Origin of the sequence: Paraburkholderia sp. GAS206C (assembly GCF_050435645.1) — a bacterium.
GTDB lineage: Bacteria > Pseudomonadota > Gammaproteobacteria > Burkholderiales > Burkholderiaceae > Paraburkholderia > Paraburkholderia phenazinium_B.
Window position 1 is genome coordinate 149,001 of sequence record NZ_JBNDKR010000001.1, and the last position, 19,755, is coordinate 168,755.

Consider the following 19,755-nt stretch of genomic DNA (forward strand, 5'->3'; position numbering starts at 1 on the left):
CACCGCGGACGCACCACCATGCAGCGTCGCACCATGGACGCCAAGATAATCAACCGGGGGAATAGTTGTCAAGCAACATTGAAGTTGAATGATTTTATGCGAAGGGCCGATCGTTATTTTTGGTTATATTTGTGTCTTATTTGACAGATTTTATAGGAGACTTAGGCGATCAAACAGCTGACCGGGTGTTTACCCGCAATGTATTTTTGCCAAACAACTTTGCAAGATTCACAAATAGTTCCTTCCGATAGCAAAAACGCCCCGAAGGGCGTTCTACCAGGCACAACCGCGTGCCCTCTTCCTGACGCTTGCGCGTTAGAAATTGAAGTTGTCGATATTGCTCGAATCGAACGTGGTCGGCGGTCCAAGAATGATTTCGCCCTGCGGCCCAATGGTGCGCTTGCCGAGCTTACCCGCGTCGAACGACTCGCCTTCCTTGCCGGTAATCGTCCCCGATGAGAGCGCCGCAGCGGCATAGGCAGCGAGGTACCCGAGCTGGTTCGGGTCCCACAACTGGAACGCTTTCACGGTGCCGTTCTTGACGAACGCGCGCATCTGGTTCGGCGTGCCCAGGCCGGTCACATCCACTTTGCCCTTGCTCGACGACGTCGAGATGTAGCGTGCCGCCGCCGCAATGCCTACCGTCGTCGGCGCAACGATCGCCTTCAGATTCGGGTAAGCCTGCAGCAGACCCTGAGTCTCGACGAACGACTTCTGGTCATCGTCATTGCCGTAGGCGATTTTCACCAGCTTGATCTTCGAGTATTCCGGCTTCTTCAACTCCTCCTGCATCCACTTGATCCAGGTGTTCTGGTTCGTTGCGTTAGGCGTAGCCGAGAGAATCGCAAACTCGCCCTCGCCGCCCATCAGCTTCGCAACCAGTTGGACCTGCCCGCGCCCGATGCCTTCCGCGTTGGCCTGATTGACAAACAGTTGCCGCCCTTCCGGCGCCGTATCCGAGTCGAACGTGACGACCTTGATGCCTTGCGACATCGCCTTCTTCAGATAGGGCACGACCGCGTTCGCGTCATTGGCGGCGATCACGATCGCATCCTGACGCTGCGTGATCAGCGTATTGATGTATTGCACCTGGGACGAAGCGCCCGCATCCGACGGCCCCACCACCTTGCCGACGCCGCCGAATTCCTTGATCGCGGCCATACCGCCGTTATCGGCGATCACCTCGTAGGGGTTGTTGATCTGCTTCGGGATGAATGCAATCTTCAGGCCGCTCTTGAGATCGGCCGCGCCTGCTGCGAGGCTGATGCCCAGCAGCGTGGCGCAGAGCGCGACGGCTCCGGCCTGACGTAGGGGTTTGAACATGAAGTGTCTCCTGGCTAGATAATCGGACGTTGAAGCGTCCGGGTTGTTGATATCAGGAACGGCACACCGTACAACAGCCGTACGGCAAAACTAGGACGCCGACGACCTGGCGATAAACCGCCGGTCGCGCATCGAGCGCCAGCGGGCCACCAGATTGGGGATCAGCACCGACGCCAGCAGCAGCACGCCGGTGACGATCGTGAGCGTTTCGCTCGAGACGTCATCGAGCGTCAGCGCGTTTTTCAGCACGCCGATAATCAGCAGCGACAGCAACACGCCGACCATCGAGCCGCGCCCCCCAAAAATACTGACACCACCGAACAGCACCGCCGCGATCACGGAAAGCTCGAAGCCCTCGCCGTTGTCGCCACGCGCGCTGGTGAAGCGCAGCGTATAGACCACGCCGGCTAGTGCGCTCATCGCGCCCGACAACACAAACAGGCGCAAGCGGATTTTTGCCACTTCGATACCGGAGAACGTCGCGGCAGTCGGATTGGCGCCGATCGCGTAGAGGCTGCGGCCAAACGCCGTGGCCTGCAACAGCACCGTGAAAATCACGGCGCCGACGATCACGATCACAAATGGCAACGGGATAAACGTCGGGCCAAGGTTGTTCATGCCCAAGGCCGTATAGCCTGCCGGAAAATCCGCGACCGCCTGATCGCCGAGCAGCACGTAAGCCAGGCCGCGAAACAGCGCGAGCGTACCGATCGTCACGGCAAGCGACGGCAGGTTCAGCTTGACGATCACGAGACCGTTCAGCAGCCCTGCCAGCGCGCCGACGATCAGCACCAGCACGATCACGACCGGCATCGGCAGACCCATATGCCACAGCACGCCCATCAGCGCACTCGATGCCCCGAGCACCGAAGCCACCGAGAGATCGATTTCAGCAGCGACGATGATCAAGGTCATCGGCAGCGCCATCAGCGCGATTTCGGTGAGATCGGCGAGGACGTTGCTGATATTGGCGCCGGTCAGAAACACCGGCGACAGCACACGGCCCAGGGCCAGCGACAACGCCAGCACAATCACAAGCAGCACTTCCCAGCGCAAAGGCGTCTCGCGTTTGCGGGTCAGCAGCGCGGAATCGGGTTTAGCCATGATCGCGTTTCCTTATCATGCGTTTGGCGACGGAGCGGGCCAGCAAGGTATCGGCTGCGATCGCCACGACGATCAGCGCGCCCTGAATGGCCTGTTCCCAGAATGGCGACACGCGCAATACCACCAGCGCGATACTGATCACGCCCAGCACCAGCGCACCCAGTGTCGCGCCGAGGATGGTGCCGACACCGCCCGTAATCGCGACGCTGCCCACCACCGCTGCGGCTACGACCTGCAGTTCGATACCTTTAGCAGTACTGGCATCCACAGTGCCGAAACGCGCGAGCCATAGCGCGCCCGCAAAGCCCGCAATCGCACCGGACAACAGAAAGCCCGACATCACGCGCCGCTCGACATTGACGCCCGCGAGCCGCGCCGCTTCCGGATTCGAACCGATCGCATAGTGCTCACGGCCGGCACGAAACTGCTTGAGATACACCGACAACCCGATCAGCACCACAATGGCAATCAGGGCGAGCGTGGGCACGCCGAAGAACACGCCGGTGGCGAGCCGCGAATAGGCATCGGGCAAACTGGTCGCATTGATCTGTCCGCCATGCACCCATGCATAGTCCGCGCCGCGGAAGATATAGAGCGTCGACAGCGTGGCGACCAGCGACGGCACGCGCCCTACCGCCACCAGCAGCGCATTGATGCCACCCGCTACCAGGCCGATCGCGAGACCAGCCGCCAGCGCCACGATCACCGGCATATGCGGAAACGCGACATACAGACTGCCAACCGCATAGGCGCTGATACCGACCGTCGATCCCACCGAGAGATCGATATGCCGCATCAGGATCACGACCGTCATGCCGGCCGTCAGCAGGCTGATAATCGACACATTCAGCAGCACGTCGCGCAGATTCTGCAGATTCAGAAACCGCGGCCGCGCGAGTGCCGTGCCCACGATCAGCAATATCAGCACGACAAACAGCGTGGTTTCGCGGCTTTTTGCCAGTGCGGAAACCAGTCCGCCCGTTTTCGCAGGCGGGCCACCGGCGACGGGAGGCCGCACCGGCGCCGGATGAGGATGAGTTTGGGAGTGGCGCATCATGCGGCGTGCCCTAGTGGGTTCACAGGCTGGCCTAGCGCGGCGCCCATGATCCGTTCTTCGTTCGCATCGGCGCGTGCAATCTCGGCGCTGATACGTCCTTCGTGCATCACCAGTACGCGGTCGGCCATGCCGAGCACCTCTGGCAATTCGCTAGAGATCATCAGCACGGCCATGCCGTTCGTGACCAGTTCCGCCAGTGCGCTATACACCTCCGCTTTGGCGCCGACGTCGATACCGCGCGTGGGTTCGTCGATGATCAGGACCTTGGGGTCGGTCGCGAGCCATTTGCCGAGCACGACCTTCTGCTGGTTGCCGCCCGAGAGCGTGCCGACCGGTGCATTGGCATCACCTGCTTTCAGACGCAGACGCGTGCCCCACTGCGACGCAAGTTGCGTTTCGCTGCGCGTGGAGATGAGTCCGTGTTTGACGAGGCGCCCGAGCACCGTCATCGACGCATTGCGCGCGATGCTCAGTTCAAGCGCCAAACCTTGCTGACGACGGTCTTCCGGCACCAGCGCTAGCCCGGCGCGCACTGCTGCGACGGGGCGTCCAGTGGCAAGCGGTTTACCGGCAATCCACACCTCACCCGCGTCGAGCGGATCGATACCGAAGATCGCCCGCGCCACTTCGCTGCGTCCCGCGCCAACCAGACCCGCCAGCGCCACGATTTCACCCGCGCGGACTTCGAACGAGATGTCCTTGAACACACCCAACCGCGTCAGTCCACGCACCGACAAACGCACTTCTCCCGGCGCGACATCCGCCTTCGGGTAGAAGCTCTCCAGATCGCGCCCGACCATCTTTGCCACAATCGCCGCCGTCGTGAGATCCGCGGTAGGCGCGTCGAATACCTTCGCACCGTCACGCATGATGGTGACGTGCTGCGTCAAGGCAAATACCTCGTCGAGACGGTGGGTAATAAACAGGATCGCGACATCGCGTTCACGCAACTTGCGCACGATCGCAAAGAGCCGCTCTACTTCGGTCAAGGACAACGCCGCGGTCGGCTCATCCATGATCAGCACGTTCGCGTTCAGCGACAGCGCCTTGGCAATTTCAATCACCTGCTGATCGGCAATCGACAACCCGCGCACGAGTTGATCCGCCTGCAGATCGACACCGAGCGATGCGAGCAGGCCATTCACTTCGTTGCGCATGGCGTCGTACTGAATCCGTCCAATACGGTCCACCGGCTGGCGGCCCATGAAAATATTTTCGGCAATCGAGAGATCGAAGAACAGCGTGGGTTCCTGATAGATCACCGCGAGACCGGCATCGCGTGCCGCGGCGGGCGTCGCAAAGCTCTGCGCAACGCCGTCGATCAGGATCTCGCCGGTATCGGGTTGATGCACCCCGGCAAGAATCTTCACCAGCGTCGATTTGCCCGCGCCGTTTTCGCCGAGCAGCGCATGCACTTCGCCCGGCAATAGCTTGAGGTCGCCGTCGGATAACGCGCGCACCCGACCGAACGATTTGCTCGCATGCCGCAGTTCAAGCCGGGGCGTAGCGGTTGTCTGTTGCTGCACTGCCTGTCTCCTCCATCATGCGGCGTCGTAAGCGCGCCGCGTTTCATCGGGGATGCTGTGTTGCCACGTCGCCGGGTGACGACGTCAAATCCGCATCAGATCCGGTACACGCGCTCAGCGTTGCGGCGAAACAGCGCGTCCTTTTCGGCAACGCTTGCATCCGCAACGATCGATGCGTAGGCGCGCCAAAGATCTTCGTACGAGCCAAACAAACGGTCCACCGGGAAATTCGATGCAAACATCGCGCGCTCGACGCCAAACGCATCGATCGTCTCGAGCACATAAGGACGCAGGCTTTCCACCGTCCATTGATGATCGAACATCGCGAAGCCACTGAGTTTCACGGTCACGTTCGGACAGCCGGCAAGCTTCCGCATGCCGTCGCGCCACGCGCGGTATCCGGCCACGCTACTGCGGTCAACGAACATTCCCGCGTGGTTGATGATGATCTGCGTATCCGCGTGAGCCTGGGCCAGCGCCACGGCCTCGTCCATCTGTGACGGATAGATTTGCATATCGAACGACATGTCATAGCGCCGCAACAGCGCGAAATTCTCGCGCCAGACGGAATCGCGCATCAGATGGCGCCCGATATAGTCGAACAGCTTGTTCTCGTGCACGTTCAGGATCTGCCGGATGCCGCGCGTATTCGCAAAGGCCGCGTGCCCTTCTAAAACCTGCGTGGCATCCGGCGCCGAGAGATCAACTCCCGCGACGATGCCATTCGGCATGCCGCGCGACCCAGCCTCATTCGCGAGGCCTTGCAACCAGCGAGTCTCCTCGACCGGATCGGCGGGGTCGTGATTCGCCTCCACGTGCACCACTTTCAGAACCTCGACCTCGCCCGCTTCGCGCAGCAGATCCGCCAGCAGATAGTCGTGCTTGAGTTCGCGCGCGTCGCCAACAAACGACACGCCCGGATTCGCAAGCCACGGGTAATGGTGCGTTTTCAGATCCCACAGATGGATATGCGGGTCGACAACTTGCATGGAATCGCCTCCTTGCTTCAACCCGGCGACTGCAGATGAAACACCGGCTCCAGCGCCTGCTGCAGCGGCGTGTGATCCGGGGCGGTCTGCATGATGTCGGCCATGTGATCCCACCATTTGCGCATGACTTCGAGCTCGGGCAAACGGTCCATATGATGATCGGGGGTACGTGTCAGGACAGCAAAGAGGTGGTGGGTGCCCGCGTCGAAGAAGATGCGGTAGTCGCGCACGCCCGCCTGTTGCAATGCATCGACCAGCTCGGGCCAGATCTGCTGATGCCGGCGCTCGTATTCGTCGCGCATGCCGGGGTTAAGCACCATCCGGAAAGCGATTGTCTCCATTGCGGCCTGTCTCCCGTGTTGGGTTTTGATCTGCCGGGGCGCTTTCTGGGGGAAGCGTCTGAACCGACTATAATTCCTCGATCGATAGCATCTCAATCCGTTGTTGGGATTGGGCGATCCAGAAACCGGATCGCACGACCGCGAACCGCACCGGCTACCCGTGTCTTCCGACGCGCTTTTCACCGCTTCAGTCACCGCATTTGCCCAATGAGCCAGAACGCTGCCACCGTCGCCCTCGTCAACCGGCTCAAATTCAAGCATCTGGCGCTGCTCGTTGCGCTCGACGACGCCCGCAACCTGCATCAGGCCGCCGACGCGGTCAATGTCGCGCAACCCAGCGCGTCCCGCATGCTGGGCGATATCGAGGAAGCGTTCGGCTTCCTGCTGTTCGAGCGCAACGCGCGCGGCATGCAGCCCACCTCGCTTGGCGTCGTCACCCTCGCCTATGCGCGCCGCGCGCTGGCGGAGCTGACCCGCTTTGCCGAAGACCTCGACGTCAAACGCAAAGGCGGACATGGACAGTTGACCGTGGGCGCCATCATGGGCGCCGCGCCCGACCTGCTGGCCATGGCGGTCGCCGCGCTGAAGACGGAACGGCCGCTGCTCAATGTGCGCATCCTCGGTGAAACCAGCGATCAGGTCGTCCAGTTGTTGCACCGCCGCGAAGTGGACCTGGCGCTTGGCCGGCTGACCAGCCCCTTGCAACACAACGACTTCAGCTTCGAACCGCTCGCCCGCGAAACCTTGATGCTGGTGGTGCGCGCCGCTCATCCGCTGGCGCAGCGCTCGGCCATTACCTTGCGCGAGCTGATCGACTGGCCGTGGGTCGCGCAGCCCGTGACCAGTCCGGCACGCGTGCTGTTCGAAGAGGAACTGGCCCGCGCGGGGCTCGCCACGCCGGTCAATCTGACCGAATGCGCCTCGATCTTCGCCACCCTGCAATTGCTCGAAAACTACGACGCCGTCGCGATGTTGCCCGAATCCGTTGTGCGCGATCATGTGCGTGGCAAACTGCTGGTGGCGCTGCCCGTCGAAATCGGCAAAAGCCTGTCCGGCTTCGGCATTCTGACTCGCAAGGAAGAAGCGCTCGCTGAACCCGCGCTGCATTTCATCGACCTGCTGCGTAGCGTCTCGCATCAGCTTGCCCGCGACGCGAATGCGCAACCGGAAAGCAGCAAGGGAGCAGCGGTCGCAGCTCCCGCCGGTCACATTGCGCCGCTGCCCGCCCACTGAGCCTCGCACGTTCACTGCAGGTTGACGAACAGACCGCCGTCTACCAGCAATGCCGCGCCCGTCACATAGCGGGCGTAGTCCGAGGCAAGGAACACCACGCAGTCTGCGACATCCTCCGGACGCCCTAGCCTGCCTAGCGGTATCCGTTTCTCGAAGTAGGCTTTCTTGCTTTCGTCGGCAAGGTCCTCGGCGTTCAGATCCGTTGCGATGGTGCCCGGCATCACCGAGTTGCAGCGGATGCCATACGGTCCCAACGCAATTGCGCATGACTGCATCAGCGAATGCACGCCGGCCTTGGTCGGTGTGTAATGGGTCTGCATACCGCCGCCCACCAGCGCGCTGATCGAACTGGTCGCGACGATCGCGCCGCCTGTTCCCTGCGCCTTCATCTGCTGTGCCGCAGCCTGCGTCACAAAGAACGCGCCGTTCAGGTTGACCCCAACCGTCGTTTCCAGCACCTCCGGCGGCATGTCGAGGAACGCGTGAAACGGACAGATGCCCGCATTGCTCGCCAGCACGTCGACCTTGCCGAACGCTTCCACCGTGCGACGCACCAGTTCCGTGCCGGTTTCATGCGCGGCCACGTTGCCTTCCACTGCCAGCGCGCGCCGGCCCAATGCCTCGATCTCGGCCAGCACTTCTCCGACGGCCGAGCGGCGTCCGTACGACGCGTCGTTATCGCCCCAGTAGTTGATCGCCACATCGGCGCCTTCGCGGGCGCAAGCCACCGCGATGGCCCGGCCAATGCCGCGCGATCCGCCTGTGACGATCACCACCTTGTCCTTGAGCAGCACTTCTTTCTCCTTGATCGATCGGATTGCATCGTGCGCCTTTCGACGCACGTTTCGACATGCCGTTCAACGTGCCCGGCGCATCTGGCGCATTTCAACGCGGATAAGGCCGCACCAACGCGCATTCCGGATTGAGCCGCACGCCAAAACCCGGGGTGTCCGGCACCTTCATGCGGCCGTTCACGGGCACCGGTTCGTCGAGCAGCAGCGGTGTGAACATCGGCACCACCTCGTCGGCCTTCGGCGCCATCATCAGAAACTCGGCGAACGGCGAGTTATGACGCGTCACCACGAAGTGATAGCTGTACACCGACGAGCCGTGCGGCACCACCATCACGTTATGCGCATCGGCCAGCGCGGAAATCTTGATCAGCTCGGTGATGCCGCCACACCAGCCAACGTCCGGCTGGATCAGATCGCAGCATTCCATCTCGAGCAGCATGCGAAAGCCCCAGCGCGTCGCCTCGTGTTCTCCCGTGGAGACCATCATGCCGCGCGGGACGTTGCGGCGCAGTTCGGCGTAACCCCAGTAGTCGTCCGGCGGCAGGCATTCTTCCAGCCATTTCAGACCGTACTCGTGCGCCGCGTGTGCGAGTTTGGTAGCGTACGGGACGTCGAGGCTCATCCAGCAATCGAACATCAGCCAGAAGTCGTCGCCGACTTTCGAGCGCATATCGGCGAGTTTCGCGAGATTCTTCTTGAGTCCTTCCGCACCTTCGGCCGGGCCGTGTTGCAGCGGCAGCTTGCCGCCGATAAAGCCCATCTCCTTGGCGAGATCGGGCCGTGCGCCGGTTGCGTAGAACACCAGTTCGTCGCGCACCGGACCGCCCAACAGCTGATATACCGGCTCTTTGCGAACTTTGGCGAGCAGATCCCACAAGGCCAGATCGACGCCCGAAATCGTATTCAGCACCACGCCCTTGCGGCCGTAGTAGAGCGTGGAGAAATACATCTGATCCCACATTTTCTCGATGTCGGTGACAAGCTGGCCTTCGAGGAAACGCGCCAGGTGCTTCTCGACGATAAACGCGCCGATCTCGCCACCTGTTGTCACAGCAAAGCCGACGGTGCCGTCGCTCGCTTCGATCTCGACCACCAGCGTGCCCAGCACATTGATGCCGAACGACTGACGGCTCTGGCGATACTCGGGGTAACGCGCCATGGGCGTCGAGATGTGATCGTCGATCCAGTGGCCGTCCGGCTGGTCGTGATAATCCGCGCCGCCGCCACGGACGATAAAGGCACGCACGTGCTTGATAGTAGGCATGGCCATAAGAGAGGCTCCGTTTGTAGTGCAGTAAAGCGCGGCCGTCGATGCCTGGCGGGCGCGGTGTCTCGGTGATGCGTCAGTGATGTGTCAATGGGGTAAGCGGTTGGGGCGTCGGCGCGCTGTCCCGGCGAAACAGCGTGCCGATCAGCAACGCAGCCAGCAGACTCGCCGCGCCGAGCACCAGCAAGCCCGCTGAGGTCGAAGCAAAGTTGTGTTCCGCAGCGGTGCGCAGCGACGGCGCGATAAAACCGCCCAGGCCGCCAAGCGAGTTGATCAGGGCAATGCCTCCTGCTGCTGCCGCGCCGGTCAGATAGCGCGTGGGGAAGGTCCAGAACAGCGGCTGCGCGGCGATAAAGCCACTGGCCGCGCAACACAGCGAAAGCAGCGCAAACAGGGGGCTATGCGTCAATCCCGATGCACCGATGCCAAGCCCGGCAAGCACTAGCAACGCAACGGCCCAGGCGCGATGTCCGCCGGTGCAGTCAGCGCGGCGCGGCACGAGCCACGTCACAACTAGCGCACACAGCCACGGCAGCGCCGCGACCAGGCCGACACGCAAACCCACCGTCGTGCCCAAAAGCGCGGCCACCTGTTGCGGCAGATAGAAGATCACGCCGTAGACGCTCATCTGGATCAGCAGATAGATTCCCGAGAGCCCCAGCACGCGGCGGTCGAGCAGCGCGGCGAGGAGATTGCGAGGCCCATGCGCGGCGGCATCGCGAGCGTTTTCGTCGAGTGCGGCGCGTAAGGCGATACGTTGCGCCCTATCGAGCCAGCGCGCGTCTTCGGGTTGATTGTCGAGATACCAGAACGCCCATACGCCGACCGCCGCGGCCATCGCGCCTTCGATCAGAAACAGCCATTGCCAGCCCGCCAGACCCGCGGTGCCATGCAGTTCGAGCAGCAGGCCCGAGAGCGGACTGCCGAAGATAAACGCGAGCGGCGCGCCGAAATAGAACACGCCCACGGCACGCGCCCGCGACGATTGCGGGAACCAGTGCGTGAGGTAATAGATGACGCCCGGGAAGAAACCAGCCTCCGCGACGCCGAGCAGAAAACGAATCGTGTAGAACGCGGTGGGCGTGTGTGCAAGGCACATCGACGCCGACACCAGGCCCCACGTCACCATGATGCGGCACATCCACAGACGTGCGCCCACCCGATGCAGCAGAATATTGCTTGGCACTTCGAACAATGCATAGCCGATAAAGAACACCCCGGCGCCAAACGCAAACGCCGCGTTCGACAAACCGGTATCGTGCTGCAGCGCTTTTTGCGCGAAGCCGATATTGGCGCGATCGAGGAAAGCCAGCACGTACATCAGCAAAAGAAACGGCAACAAACGCCGCATGACCTTGCTGTTAATCGCCTCGAGGGATGCGGGCGAATTCGGATTCATGTTGTCTCCTGCTCCTGATCCGCTCGTGGGACGTGGCGGCTTGACTGCCGTACGCCCCAGCGACCGGTGTCACTACCCCGTCTACGCGGGCTAGGCTGGCCGGCAGCGTGCTGACGGCTTCGCCCTCATGGCGCGCTGCGATGCGCGTCCAGGCTGCCACATACGTTGATGAGCACGCAGCACTCGCGTGCTCAACGTCTGACTGAACATCAGTAAGTCGCGCGCCCACCCGACAAATCGAACACCGCACCGGTGCTGAACGCGCAGTCTTCCGACGACAGCCACAGAATCAGCGAAGCAGCCTCTTCGGGCAGCAGGAAGCGGTTCATGGGGATCTTGGAGAGCATGTAGTCGATATGCTGCTGCGACATCGAATCGAAGATTTCGGTCTTGGCTGCCGCCGGCGTGACGGCGTTGACCAGAATGTTTTTGGTGGCGAGTTCTTTGCCGAGAGATTTGGTGAGGCCGATCAGGCCGGCCTTCGAGGCGCTGTAGTGCGACGCGTTCGGGTTGCCATCCTTGCCGGCTACCGAGGAGATATTGACGATGCGGCCGTAGCCCTGCTTGAGCATCTGCGGCACCACAGCGCGGCAGGTCAGATACGGGCCGATCAGGTTCACGTCGATCACGCGGCGCCAGACATCGGGTTCCAGCTCCCACGTGGTGCCGTTACCGCCGGTGATGCCCGCACAGTTGATGAGCACGTCGATCGTGCCGTGAGCGGCAAGCGTTTCGCTGACCGCCTTATCCACCGAGGCCTCGTCGGTCAGTTCGACGATCGCCGTCGAGACTTTGCCGAGTTCGGCCAGTTCGCCGCGGCTGCGCTCGAGGCGCGCCGCGTCGACATCCCACAGCGCCACCGAGGCGCCCGAGTTCAGCGCGCGCTGCGCCACTGCATAGCCAATTCCACGCGCCCCGCCAGTAATGACGACGGTACGCCCCTCCAGATCGATTCGGTTCATCGCTTGTCTCGCTCCTATGACACCCAGTCGTACCCGGGTCACAGTGTGGTTGTGTTGGTGTCAGCCAATATACGGCGTGGCCGATACCGGAACAATTCGAGTATTGGAAGATGCGATAACAAAAGTGGATCGCGAGAGCGCGAACGTCAAGCCGCCGCACTCACCCGATTTCGCCCCGCCGACTTCGCCGCATACAACTGCGCATCAGCGGCAGCCATCAACCCGGAAGCACTCGCCCCCTGAGCCGGTACACAAGTGGCGCAGCCCACACTCACCGTTACGCTGCCGTGGCCGCTCTGCCCATAGAACAGGCTCATGCCCTGGACCCTTTTGCGGATCTTCTCCGCGACGCTCGTCGCCCCTGCCGCCGGGGTATCCGGCAGCACCACGGCAAACTCTTCGCCGCCATAGCGTGCCACCAGATCCACCGGACGCCGCACCGCCGACGCGATGCATTCGGCCACCGCGGTCAGCACTTCGTCGCCGGCGGCGTGGCCGTAGGTATCGTTAAACTGCTTGAAGTGATCGATGTCGACAAACAGCACCGACATCGGACTGCCATGACGCCGCGCGCGCAACCACTCTTCGTCGAGCCGGCGGTCGAGTACGCGACGGTTGCTCAGGCCGGTCAGCGGGTCCGTCGCCGCGAGCCGGATCAGTTCTGCCTGCGCCGCGACTTTGTCCTGAAGGGTAAATGCAAGCAACCACGACAGCACCACGAACACCGCGCCCAACGCGAGCGTGAGGCCGCCGGCAATCAGGCTGCGCCGCCGCCATTCGGCAAGCACATCGTCGAGCGACGGCGCCACCACAGCGATCAACGGCGTGTTGTGCACACGCGCATAGGTAAACATGCGCCGTACGCCGTCGACGGCCGAACTCGCGATATACGACCCCTCCGCGTGCGCCGCCATGATCGTGAAAGTGGGAGACTTGGCGATGCTGGTGCCGATATCGCTTTCGGCAAACGGTTTGCGGGCCAGCAAGGTTCCGTCGTCGAGGACGATAAACACAGACCCGGACGTGCCCGTGTTGATCCTGTCGAGCAGGTGCTGAAAATATTCGAGCCGGATAGCCAGCATCGCAACGCCCGCGAAGCTGCCGTCGGGTGCGTTGATACGCCGGGTCAGCCCGATCGACGGATTGCCGCCGCGCCATCGGGAGCGGTACGGATGCGATACGAACAGGCCCAGCGACGGATTGCGCTGCTGAGCGACAAAATAGTCGCGGTCGCTAAGCGGCACCACTGGATTGCGGTCGCCGTTCTGGGAAGCGCGCGGGAGGCCGTCTATGCCCAATACATAGGCGCCACCGAGGTAGGCGGCGGTGGTCGCGCGATCGAACAGCACAGCTTGCCGCAGCGCCGGCGACAGGCGCCAGGTGGCCGGGTCCTGCGCGTTGTCGACCATCGACTGCAACGACAGATCGTAGATCTCGACATTGCGCGCAAGGTCGCTGGAAATCAGCGATACGAGGTTCTCCGAAGTTTCGTGGGCGTGGCGCAGCGCGTCGGCCCGGCCATCGTAGAGTGTCAGAAAGGTCAGGCTCGCCATGGCCGTCGCCACCACCGTCCCGGCGAAACCCGCGAGAAACGGGTGGCCGCCCACGCTCTGCGCGACCAGCGCTCCGTACGTGCGGAATGCTTTGCGCCAGCGTCGACGCAGGGAAAGCTTTCGATGCCTCACTCGTCCCCCTTCGTCGTGAGTACAGCGCGCGTTCGCGGCTCGCGGCTGGCCCGCCGCGCCTTTCCCGGCAGACGGTCGCCCTGCCGGGCGCCTGCCATACCTCGTCTGCGTTACAGCGCACTACTTCGACCGCAGTAGTTCGACCGCAGTAGTTCAACTTTAACCGCTTCGTGTCGCCACGGGAAATCCGCATGTCCCCGGTTCGGACCCGCCTTGCCCGCCCGGCGAGGCCAATGTGAGCGAAGAACACCAGTTGTCGTTAAAATCCAGCCATCCGTCCAAAGACACCGAACACCTAGCAAGGAACCTGTCGATGACCGGCTCAGACTTACCCAGCCAGCTACCGGAGTTGCTGCCGCGCCTGTGGTCGTTCGCGTTACGCATTTCAGGCGACCGGCACGATGCCGAAGACCTGGTGCAGCGCGCCTGCCTGCGCGGGCTCGAACGCGCCCACCAGTTACAGCCCGGCACCTCCACCCTCAGCTGGATGTTCGCCATCGTGCACTCCACCTGGATCGACGAGTTGCGCGCCCGCAGCCGGCGTAACCGCTCCAGCACGGAGTGGGACGACGACATGCTTGAAACCGTCGCCGATCCGGCGGCGCGCACGCCGGAGGAAAACGCGATCAATAACCAGATTGTCAATGCGGTCGGACAGTTGCCGGAAGCGCAGCGCGTCGTCATGCTGCTGGTCGCCGTCGAAGGGCTTAGTTATAGTGAAGCGGCGGAGGTGCTCGAGGTCCCGATCGGCACCGTCATGAGCCGCTTGTCGCGCGCGCGCCAGACCATCGGCACGCTGTTCGGGGTTCGGGACAATCAAAAAACAAAAGTCGCAGTTGCGAGTAAGGACCCGGTCTCATGAAAATGGACTCTGTTTTGTTGATGGCATATGTGGACGGCGAGCTGTCTGCAGAAGAATGCCAGGAGATCGAAAAGGAGATCGCTGTGTCGCCTGATACCGCCGAACTCGTCGCGCAGTTACGCGCGTCGCAGTTGCCGTATGCGCAAGCGTTCGCCCAGCAAAAGCTGCCGCCGGTGCCGGACAGCCTGACCGAAGCCGTTGCCGCGATGGCGCGCGCCCATGCACAACGCACCGCCACGCCGGGCGCCAACGACGCCGCCGTCACGCGCGACGCCTTTACGGCACCTTCGGCGCCCATCCGCTCGCGCCTGCGTATCGAGCCGCAGTGGCTCGCGGTCGCGTTTGTTGCGGGGGTAGTCTGCTACGGCATTGGAACGCGCTTCCTGCCGGGTTTTGGCGCGACCCCGAACACGAGTCCCACTGCGACGCTCGCGGCAGCCAATCCCGAAGAGCCAGGCTGGGTCGCCGCAGCAGCGGGATATCAGCAGCTCTATTCGCGCGAGACCGTGGCACAGGTGCCGGTCAATGCCGAACTCACGGCGCAAACCGTCGACGAAATCCAGCATCAGGACGGTCTGAACGTACGGATTCCGGATCTGAGTCAGGCGGGCCTGACCTTCAAGCGCGTGCAACGGTTGCGCTTTAAAGACAAACCCCTGGTGCAGATCGTCTATCTACCGCAGCAGGGTGCGCCCATCGCGCTATGCGTCATGAAGGAAGGCAAGCCTGACACCACGATCGCAGAACGACGCGTCGAGAGCATGAACGTCGTGACCTGGCGGCACGCCGATCTCAGCTACGCGCTGATCGGCAAGCCCGAAGGGACCGACCTGCCTGCACTGGCCAAGCGTATCTCCGATAACGACGTGCAGACGCTGTTCGGCGATGCGGGCATCTCGATGCTGGCGGCTAACTGAACCCGGCAAAAAAATATCGTTGCGGCAGGGAATAAGCCGGAAACAGCGAGCGTTCAATGGAGTAACCGGTGACGCACCGCATGGCCGCAAGGCCACGCGGCGTCGGAGGTTACATCCTGTCCATTTCAAGAGACGTCCATGAAAATGAATCGAACGCTTACCGCACTGGTGTTGTCTCTGAGTCTCGCCGCACCTGCGCTCGCCGTTGCCGACACGCTCAACCTGCAAGCCCACCTGCTCGCCTCCTCCGAAGTGCCGCCCAAAACCAGCGACGGACACGGCGAATTGACGGCAACCTACGACACCACGTCGAAGGTGTTGCATTACAAGGTCACCTACGCGGACCTCACCGGGCCCGCCAGCATGGCGCATTTCCACGGCCCGGCACCGGTCGGCAAGAACGCGCCGGTGGCGGTTCCGATCCCGATGGACAAACTGGCCAGTCCGATTGAAGGCGACGCCACGCTGAGCGCTGCGCAGGAAAGCGATCTGCTGGCCGGCAACTGGTACTTCAACGTCCATACCGCGAAGAACCCCGGCGGCGAGATTCGCGGTCAGGTCGAACAGGTGAAGTAAAGCATTTGCCGCCTGGCGGCCTGAGCGCTGTATCGCTTTGCGGGACACCTAAGGCTTCGTCTGGCTGCTGTTGTCAGGCGCCTTCGTAACCCGCTTGCCGATTCTGTGCAGCGTTGCGCAAACGAGGTGCACCCGCGATTCGTAGTCCTGCGGGTCACCCACTTTCAGCGACTGGTATTGGAGCAAGGTGGGCGTGGCCCGCTGCCATCCGTAGTCCCATTGCGTGTCGAAGCTGGGCGGCGAGGAAAGCGAGCGCTTCAGATTCGCCTTGTAGGTCGCGATTTGCGCGGCCGTGAAGCCGCACAGATCACGTCCAAGGTGCGCGCCGCGGCCGGCCGACTGGATGCGGTCAGCGACGGCCTCGTCATCCGCGTAAGCGCTCGTCGTAACCAGGCTACCCACAGCCAGGCACAACGCGACGATGACGGAACCTGTATGGGCCATGGAGTACCTCCTTCAGCAATACGCCTGCGCAACCTGCGCCGCCCTCGTTGCCGGTTCGGCTTGCGTTTCAACCGGCCGTCAGAACCGATAGCCCGCACCAGCAAATATCACATCAGAATCGCGGTTGTAACGGGTCACCACCCGGTTCCATTCAAGCCGCGCATCCCAGCTTCTGGTGAAACGATAGGAACCTGCAATGGTGACGAGACCGGAGAATTTGCCGGCTCCTGGTCCCGGTGATTCGCTGTTCTCGTTTTCGTTGATCGCGTAGTACGCGCCGGCTCCCACGCCGAGCGTCACCTTGTCGTTAAAGAACGCACGGGTTGCCCAGAGCTGACTCGTAATGCCATCCCGGCGCGCCAGTTTGCTGCTGCCTTCATGCAGATAGCCGAGCGTCACATCGAGATATCTGGCAAGACCTCGCCGGTACTCGATGGCGCCGCCCAGCGCAGACGGCGAGCTCGTCGAGTTGACGATAGTCTTGCCCAGATACACAGCCACCTCGTTATTGGTCACGTTAGTGCTGCTGCCGGCTGCCCAGTCTCGCGGACCTGGCGTATCCGGTGCGTCGAGCTGATAGCCTACGCCGAACATAACGCTGGTCGCATCCGGACCACGCTGTACATGCACGCGATTGAGCTGCAGCTGCGTAATCCAGCGACTCGATGCGTAATATGCTGCACGCACGCTATAGACCACGCCCCAGCCGTGGGTGTCGGAATAGCTGCCGCCCTGATCGGCGGTGGTCGTGTCGAAATAGCGATACGGGCCGATACCCGCCTGCAGAACGAACTTAGGATTGCCGACGGGAATGCGGCCCCAGAGCTGAACCATCTGGCCGTCACGATGATGGTCGGGAATATGGCCTTCGTTCAGCCAGCTAAAGCTGGCTGCAAAGTATTGTCCGAGACCTTCCTGGTAATTGAAGGCCCATGTGTAGGTATTGGTGCTGCCGGCGCGGGAACCTCCACCGAACAGTGAGAACTCCTGTGCATCGGCCGCCGGAGCACCGAGCAATCCACTCGTGACGAGCGCGACGCCTAGCACCGCATTGCGGACTGGGCGTGCCGCGGAACGCGCAGCGGCAGCGGCCTCGAGCGCCTCTTGCGCGTCCGCGGGCAATTCCTCTTTGGCGGCTCGGGCATGCCGGTAGACCTCTTCGCGCGCTTCACGGGCAAAGCGCTGTTTTTCCACGAGTTTGAGTTTGCGGGTGCGGTCTGCGCCGAGCACCGTGTAATAACGCTCGGCGTGCAGACGCTTGAAGCGGGCGTAGAAGTCCGGGCCCGGCAAACCCGAGTCAGTGCAGAGGAGCGATGCGTAATCGGCAAGCTGCAAATCGCAGATGGATGCAGCCGTGCGCTCCAGGGCGGCATAGCGCCTGTTTAACGCGTAATCCGCGGGGAAAATAGCATGGAACGCGCCGTACGGAACCAGTTTCCTGTGCCGCGCTGCCCGCAAAAGCAACTGTGCGATCCTCGCCTCGAAGTCGATTGGCATCTACAGTCCCTATAAAGACAGCGAGCGTGAGCAGGCACCGCTGCAGCGCGCGGCCTGGACCTGGCCGGCGCGCGGGTTCAGCGTTTATCGGGGCGGCGTGACCACCACGTATTTCACCGTCGGGCCCACGTATTGCGGCTGATACCAGTTCGGCCCGCACTGCTGATACAACACACCGCCGACCATCACGCTATTGCAGCTCGGCGGTAAAGCCGCGACGGTCGTTCCGACTACGACTGCCGTCGTCACGCCCACTGCCACGCCGACCGCCACCGGGTCGACGTACCAGCCGTCGTCGTGATGATGGTGATCGTAGTCATCGTCGTGATGATCGTGGTCGTCGTCGTGGTGTCCGTCGTCGTGGTGTCCGTCGTCGTGGTGACCATCGTCGTGGTGATCGCTGCCGCCGTTGTGGTCGCTGCCGCCGTTGTGGTCGCTGCCGCCGTTGTGGTCGCTGCCGCCGTTGTGATCGCTACCACCATTGTGGTCGCTACCGCCGTTGTGGTCGCTGCCACCGTTGTGATCGCTACCGCCGCCGTTGTGGTCACTGCCACCGCCGTTGTGGCTGCTGCCACCGCCGCCGCTGTGTTCGCTGCTGCCAACGCCGTGCGAGTTCTGGCCGCCCCCTCCGCCGTTGCTGCCGCCACCGCCTCCGTGCGCAGATTGACCGCCGCCACCATGAGACGGACCACCGCCCTGCGCCCCGCCGAAATTACCGCCACCGTGAAAGCCTCCCCCACCTCCTCCACCACCGCCCTGAAATCCGCCACCGCCACCGCCAGCACCTCCATGGAAACCACCGCCACCGCCGCCATGAATGCTGGTCCGCGCGCCACCACGAAAACCAAAGGCAAACGTCGAGGTTGAGGTTGCCGAAAACATCACGGCGAGCGCAATACCGGTCAATCGCGTCAGTGGTTTCATTGCGCGTCTCCCTGTTGGTCGTCGCCCGTCGTGGTCGGTGGCCGCATCGGAATCTCCCTCGCGCCAGGGCCCGGATGGAACGTGAAGGTGCCCGCTTCGAAGGTGGGGTTCAACGTCCACTGATAGTTGACCGCATGCTGCGGCCGCGATGGCTGGGTCGTATCCGTCACGACAAACCGGCACGGCAATGGCCGCGCGCCGGTCTGGATCCAGAGCTCCCAGTCGAGGCCCGGCTGTTGATAGGCATAGTGGTTGCACCATTTGCCGTCGACCTTGTCGAGGCCGATAAAGAGCGCGCTCGTCAGCGACTTTTCGTCGTCCGACTGCTCGCCCCAGTAGAACAGGTCGACGAGCGGAAGCTGGACGCCGTACTTGTCGTCGGCGTCGGCAATGAGTTCGCGAATGGTAGGCGGCGCCGGCACCCGGCTGTAGTAGTGATGGGTGTCGTTGAACAGCACGAACGTGTGACCGTCGTAGATCAGGCCCTTCGGCGCGCGGCTCCCTGTGACCACGACCCTGACCTTGTCCGGACGCTGCACCGACATCTCCGTGCGATGCAGGAAGCCGACGTTTTGGCCCGTTGTCAGCACGGCGTCCGTCACGCTATCGGCCTCGATACGGAAGCTCTTCAGGGTGCGCAAGTAGTTGCCGAGCTTGTTCAGCGCATCGACGGCCTGCTGCTGCATCTCGGGTTGCGCCTGGGCCGGCGCGTTGCTCCCAGACGCGGGAGCCTGGGCGAGCACCACGGGGGCACCGACCAGCGCCGCCAGCGCGGAGCCCATCAGGACCATGCGCCGCACCCGCAAGGCAGGCTCGCCGCCATCACGCGAAATAAACAGGTTCACTATGCTCTCC

The 19,755-nt window shown here is 62.6% G+C and carries 19 protein-coding genes; 4 read left to right on the plus strand and 15 right to left on the minus strand.

Annotated features, from left to right (window positions below):
- Positions 1-315: 315 nt before the first annotated feature.
- The 6 genes from rhaS to rhaM all read right to left on the minus strand — a co-directional run bounded on the left by rhaS (position 316) and on the right by rhaM (position 6,340).
- Entirely contained in the window at positions 316-1,323 is a 1,008-nt protein-coding gene (rhaS, locus tag P3T20_RS00730; protein WP_122158912.1) for a rhamnose ABC transporter substrate-binding protein, read from the minus strand.
- Positions 1,324-1,413: 90 nt separating this feature from the next.
- Entirely contained in the window at positions 1,414-2,427 is a 1,014-nt protein-coding gene (locus P3T20_RS00735) for an ABC transporter permease (protein ID WP_429285727.1), read from the minus strand.
- Positions 2,420-3,484, minus strand: a complete 1,065-nt coding sequence (locus P3T20_RS00740) for an ABC transporter permease (RefSeq protein ID WP_429285728.1) — start codon at positions 3,482-3,484, stop codon at positions 2,420-2,422. Before P3T20_RS00740 ends, P3T20_RS00735 begins: the two co-directional genes overlap by 8 nt.
- Positions 3,481-5,010 carry a sugar ABC transporter ATP-binding protein gene (locus P3T20_RS00745; protein ID WP_429285729.1) on the minus strand — a complete coding sequence of 510 codons (1,530 nt, stop codon included), beginning with the start codon at positions 5,008-5,010 and terminating at the stop codon, positions 3,481-3,483. The genes P3T20_RS00740 and P3T20_RS00745 overlap by 4 nt, the downstream gene beginning before the upstream one ends.
- Positions 5,011-5,105: 95 nt before the next feature.
- Positions 5,106-5,999 carry an amidohydrolase family protein gene (locus P3T20_RS00750; RefSeq protein WP_429285730.1) on the minus strand — a complete coding sequence of 298 codons (894 nt, stop codon included), beginning with the start codon at positions 5,997-5,999 and terminating at the stop codon, positions 5,106-5,108.
- A 17-nt stretch (positions 6,000-6,016) separates the two neighbouring features.
- Positions 6,017-6,340, minus strand: a complete 324-nt coding sequence (gene rhaM, locus P3T20_RS00755; protein WP_429285731.1) for an L-rhamnose mutarotase — start codon at positions 6,338-6,340, stop codon at positions 6,017-6,019.
- Between the two features lie 207 nt (positions 6,341-6,547).
- Between rhaM and P3T20_RS00760 the strand changes: the two genes are divergently transcribed.
- Positions 6,548-7,573 carry a LysR family transcriptional regulator gene (locus tag P3T20_RS00760; protein ID WP_429285732.1) on the plus strand — a complete coding sequence of 342 codons (1,026 nt, stop codon included), beginning with the start codon at positions 6,548-6,550 and terminating at the stop codon, positions 7,571-7,573.
- An 11-nt stretch (positions 7,574-7,584) separates the two neighbouring features.
- Here the strand turns inward: P3T20_RS00760 and P3T20_RS00765 are convergent, their stop codons facing one another.
- From P3T20_RS00765 to P3T20_RS00785, 5 genes are all read right to left on the minus strand, one after another.
- Positions 7,585-8,367, minus strand: coding sequence for an SDR family NAD(P)-dependent oxidoreductase (locus P3T20_RS00765; protein WP_429285733.1), 783 nt, complete (start codon positions 8,365-8,367; stop codon positions 7,585-7,587).
- A gap of 91 nt (positions 8,368-8,458) precedes the next feature.
- The gene (gene rhmD, locus P3T20_RS00770) at positions 8,459-9,637 is read right to left on the minus strand and encodes an L-rhamnonate dehydratase (RefSeq protein ID WP_074268764.1); all 1,179 of its coding nucleotides are present in this window, start codon (positions 9,635-9,637) and stop codon (positions 8,459-8,461) included.
- Between the two features lie 73 nt (positions 9,638-9,710).
- Positions 9,711-11,033, minus strand: a complete 1,323-nt coding sequence (locus P3T20_RS00775; RefSeq protein WP_429285734.1) for an MFS transporter — start codon at positions 11,031-11,033, stop codon at positions 9,711-9,713.
- Between the two features lie 209 nt (positions 11,034-11,242).
- On the minus strand, positions 11,243-11,995 hold the full coding sequence (locus P3T20_RS00780) for an SDR family NAD(P)-dependent oxidoreductase (protein WP_429285735.1): 753 nt from the start codon (positions 11,993-11,995) through the stop codon (positions 11,243-11,245).
- Between the two features lie 146 nt (positions 11,996-12,141).
- Entirely contained in the window at positions 12,142-13,680 is a 1,539-nt protein-coding gene (locus P3T20_RS00785; RefSeq protein ID WP_074268767.1) for a sensor domain-containing diguanylate cyclase, read from the minus strand.
- Between the two features lie 313 nt (positions 13,681-13,993).
- Here P3T20_RS00785 and P3T20_RS00790 point away from each other — a divergent pair, with 313 nt between their 5' ends.
- The 3 genes from P3T20_RS00790 to P3T20_RS00800 all read left to right on the plus strand — a co-directional run bounded on the left by P3T20_RS00790 (position 13,994) and on the right by P3T20_RS00800 (position 16,035).
- Positions 13,994-14,542, plus strand: a complete 549-nt coding sequence (locus P3T20_RS00790) for an RNA polymerase sigma factor (protein WP_429286175.1) — start codon at positions 13,994-13,996, stop codon at positions 14,540-14,542.
- A complete protein-coding gene (locus P3T20_RS00795) occupies positions 14,539-15,459 on the plus strand; it encodes an anti-sigma factor family protein (RefSeq protein WP_429285736.1) in 921 nt (306 codons plus the stop codon). The genes P3T20_RS00790 and P3T20_RS00795 overlap by 4 nt, the downstream gene beginning before the upstream one ends.
- Positions 15,460-15,597: 138 nt before the next feature.
- The gene (locus P3T20_RS00800) at positions 15,598-16,035 is read left to right on the plus strand and encodes a CHRD domain-containing protein (RefSeq protein WP_429285737.1); all 438 of its coding nucleotides are present in this window, start codon (positions 15,598-15,600) and stop codon (positions 16,033-16,035) included.
- A gap of 48 nt (positions 16,036-16,083) precedes the next feature.
- Here P3T20_RS00800 and P3T20_RS00805 read toward each other — a convergent pair whose 3' ends face one another.
- From P3T20_RS00805 to P3T20_RS00820, 4 genes are all read right to left on the minus strand, one after another.
- Positions 16,084-16,479: a hypothetical protein gene (locus P3T20_RS00805; RefSeq protein WP_074268771.1), complete on the minus strand. Its 396-nt coding sequence runs from the start codon at positions 16,477-16,479 to the stop codon at positions 16,084-16,086.
- A gap of 78 nt (positions 16,480-16,557) precedes the next feature.
- Positions 16,558-17,526 (minus strand): hypothetical protein, encoded by a 969-nt coding sequence (locus tag P3T20_RS00810; RefSeq protein ID WP_074269488.1) that lies wholly within the window; start codon positions 17,524-17,526, stop codon positions 16,558-16,560.
- A gap of 534 nt (positions 17,527-18,060) precedes the next feature.
- Positions 18,061-18,900, minus strand: coding sequence for a hypothetical protein (locus P3T20_RS00815; protein WP_429285738.1), 840 nt, complete (start codon positions 18,898-18,900; stop codon positions 18,061-18,063).
- Positions 18,897-19,745, minus strand: a complete 849-nt coding sequence (locus P3T20_RS00820) for a DUF2092 domain-containing protein (protein WP_083611732.1) — start codon at positions 19,743-19,745, stop codon at positions 18,897-18,899. The genes P3T20_RS00815 and P3T20_RS00820 overlap by 4 nt, the downstream gene beginning before the upstream one ends.
- Positions 19,746-19,755: the final 10 nt, after the last annotated feature.

Coding starts and splice junctions, on each gene's coding strand:
- rhaS (WP_122158912.1), bottom strand. CDS start 1,323: ATGTTCAAACCCCTACGTCAGGCCGGAGCCGTCGCGCTCTGCGCCACG.
- P3T20_RS00735 (WP_429285727.1), bottom strand. CDS start 2,427: ATGGCTAAACCCGATTCCGCGCTGCTGACCCGCAAACGCGAGACGCCT.
- P3T20_RS00740 (WP_429285728.1), bottom strand. CDS start 3,484: ATGATGCGCCACTCCCAAACTCATCCTCATCCGGCGCCGGTGCGGCCT.
- P3T20_RS00750 (WP_429285730.1), bottom strand. CDS start 5,999: ATGCAAGTTGTCGACCCGCATATCCATCTGTGGGATCTGAAAACGCAC.
- rhaM (WP_429285731.1), bottom strand. CDS start 6,340: ATGGAGACAATCGCTTTCCGGATGGTGCTTAACCCCGGCATGCGCGAC.
- P3T20_RS00760 (WP_429285732.1), top strand. CDS start 6,548: ATGAGCCAGAACGCTGCCACCGTCGCCCTCGTCAACCGGCTCAAATTC.
- rhmD (WP_074268764.1), bottom strand. CDS start 9,637: ATGGCCATGCCTACTATCAAGCACGTGCGTGCCTTTATCGTCCGTGGC.
- P3T20_RS00775 (WP_429285734.1), bottom strand. CDS start 11,033: ATGAATCCGAATTCGCCCGCATCCCTCGAGGCGATTAACAGCAAGGTC.
- P3T20_RS00780 (WP_429285735.1), bottom strand. CDS start 11,995: ATGAACCGAATCGATCTGGAGGGGCGTACCGTCGTCATTACTGGCGGG.
- P3T20_RS00790 (WP_429286175.1), top strand. CDS start 13,994: ATGACCGGCTCAGACTTACCCAGCCAGCTACCGGAGTTGCTGCCGCGC.
- P3T20_RS00795 (WP_429285736.1), top strand. CDS start 14,539: ATGAAAATGGACTCTGTTTTGTTGATGGCATATGTGGACGGCGAGCTG.
- P3T20_RS00800 (WP_429285737.1), top strand. CDS start 15,598: ATGAAAATGAATCGAACGCTTACCGCACTGGTGTTGTCTCTGAGTCTC.
- P3T20_RS00805 (WP_074268771.1), bottom strand. CDS start 16,479: ATGGCCCATACAGGTTCCGTCATCGTCGCGTTGTGCCTGGCTGTGGGT.
- P3T20_RS00815 (WP_429285738.1), bottom strand. CDS start 18,900: ATGAAACCACTGACGCGATTGACCGGTATTGCGCTCGCCGTGATGTTT.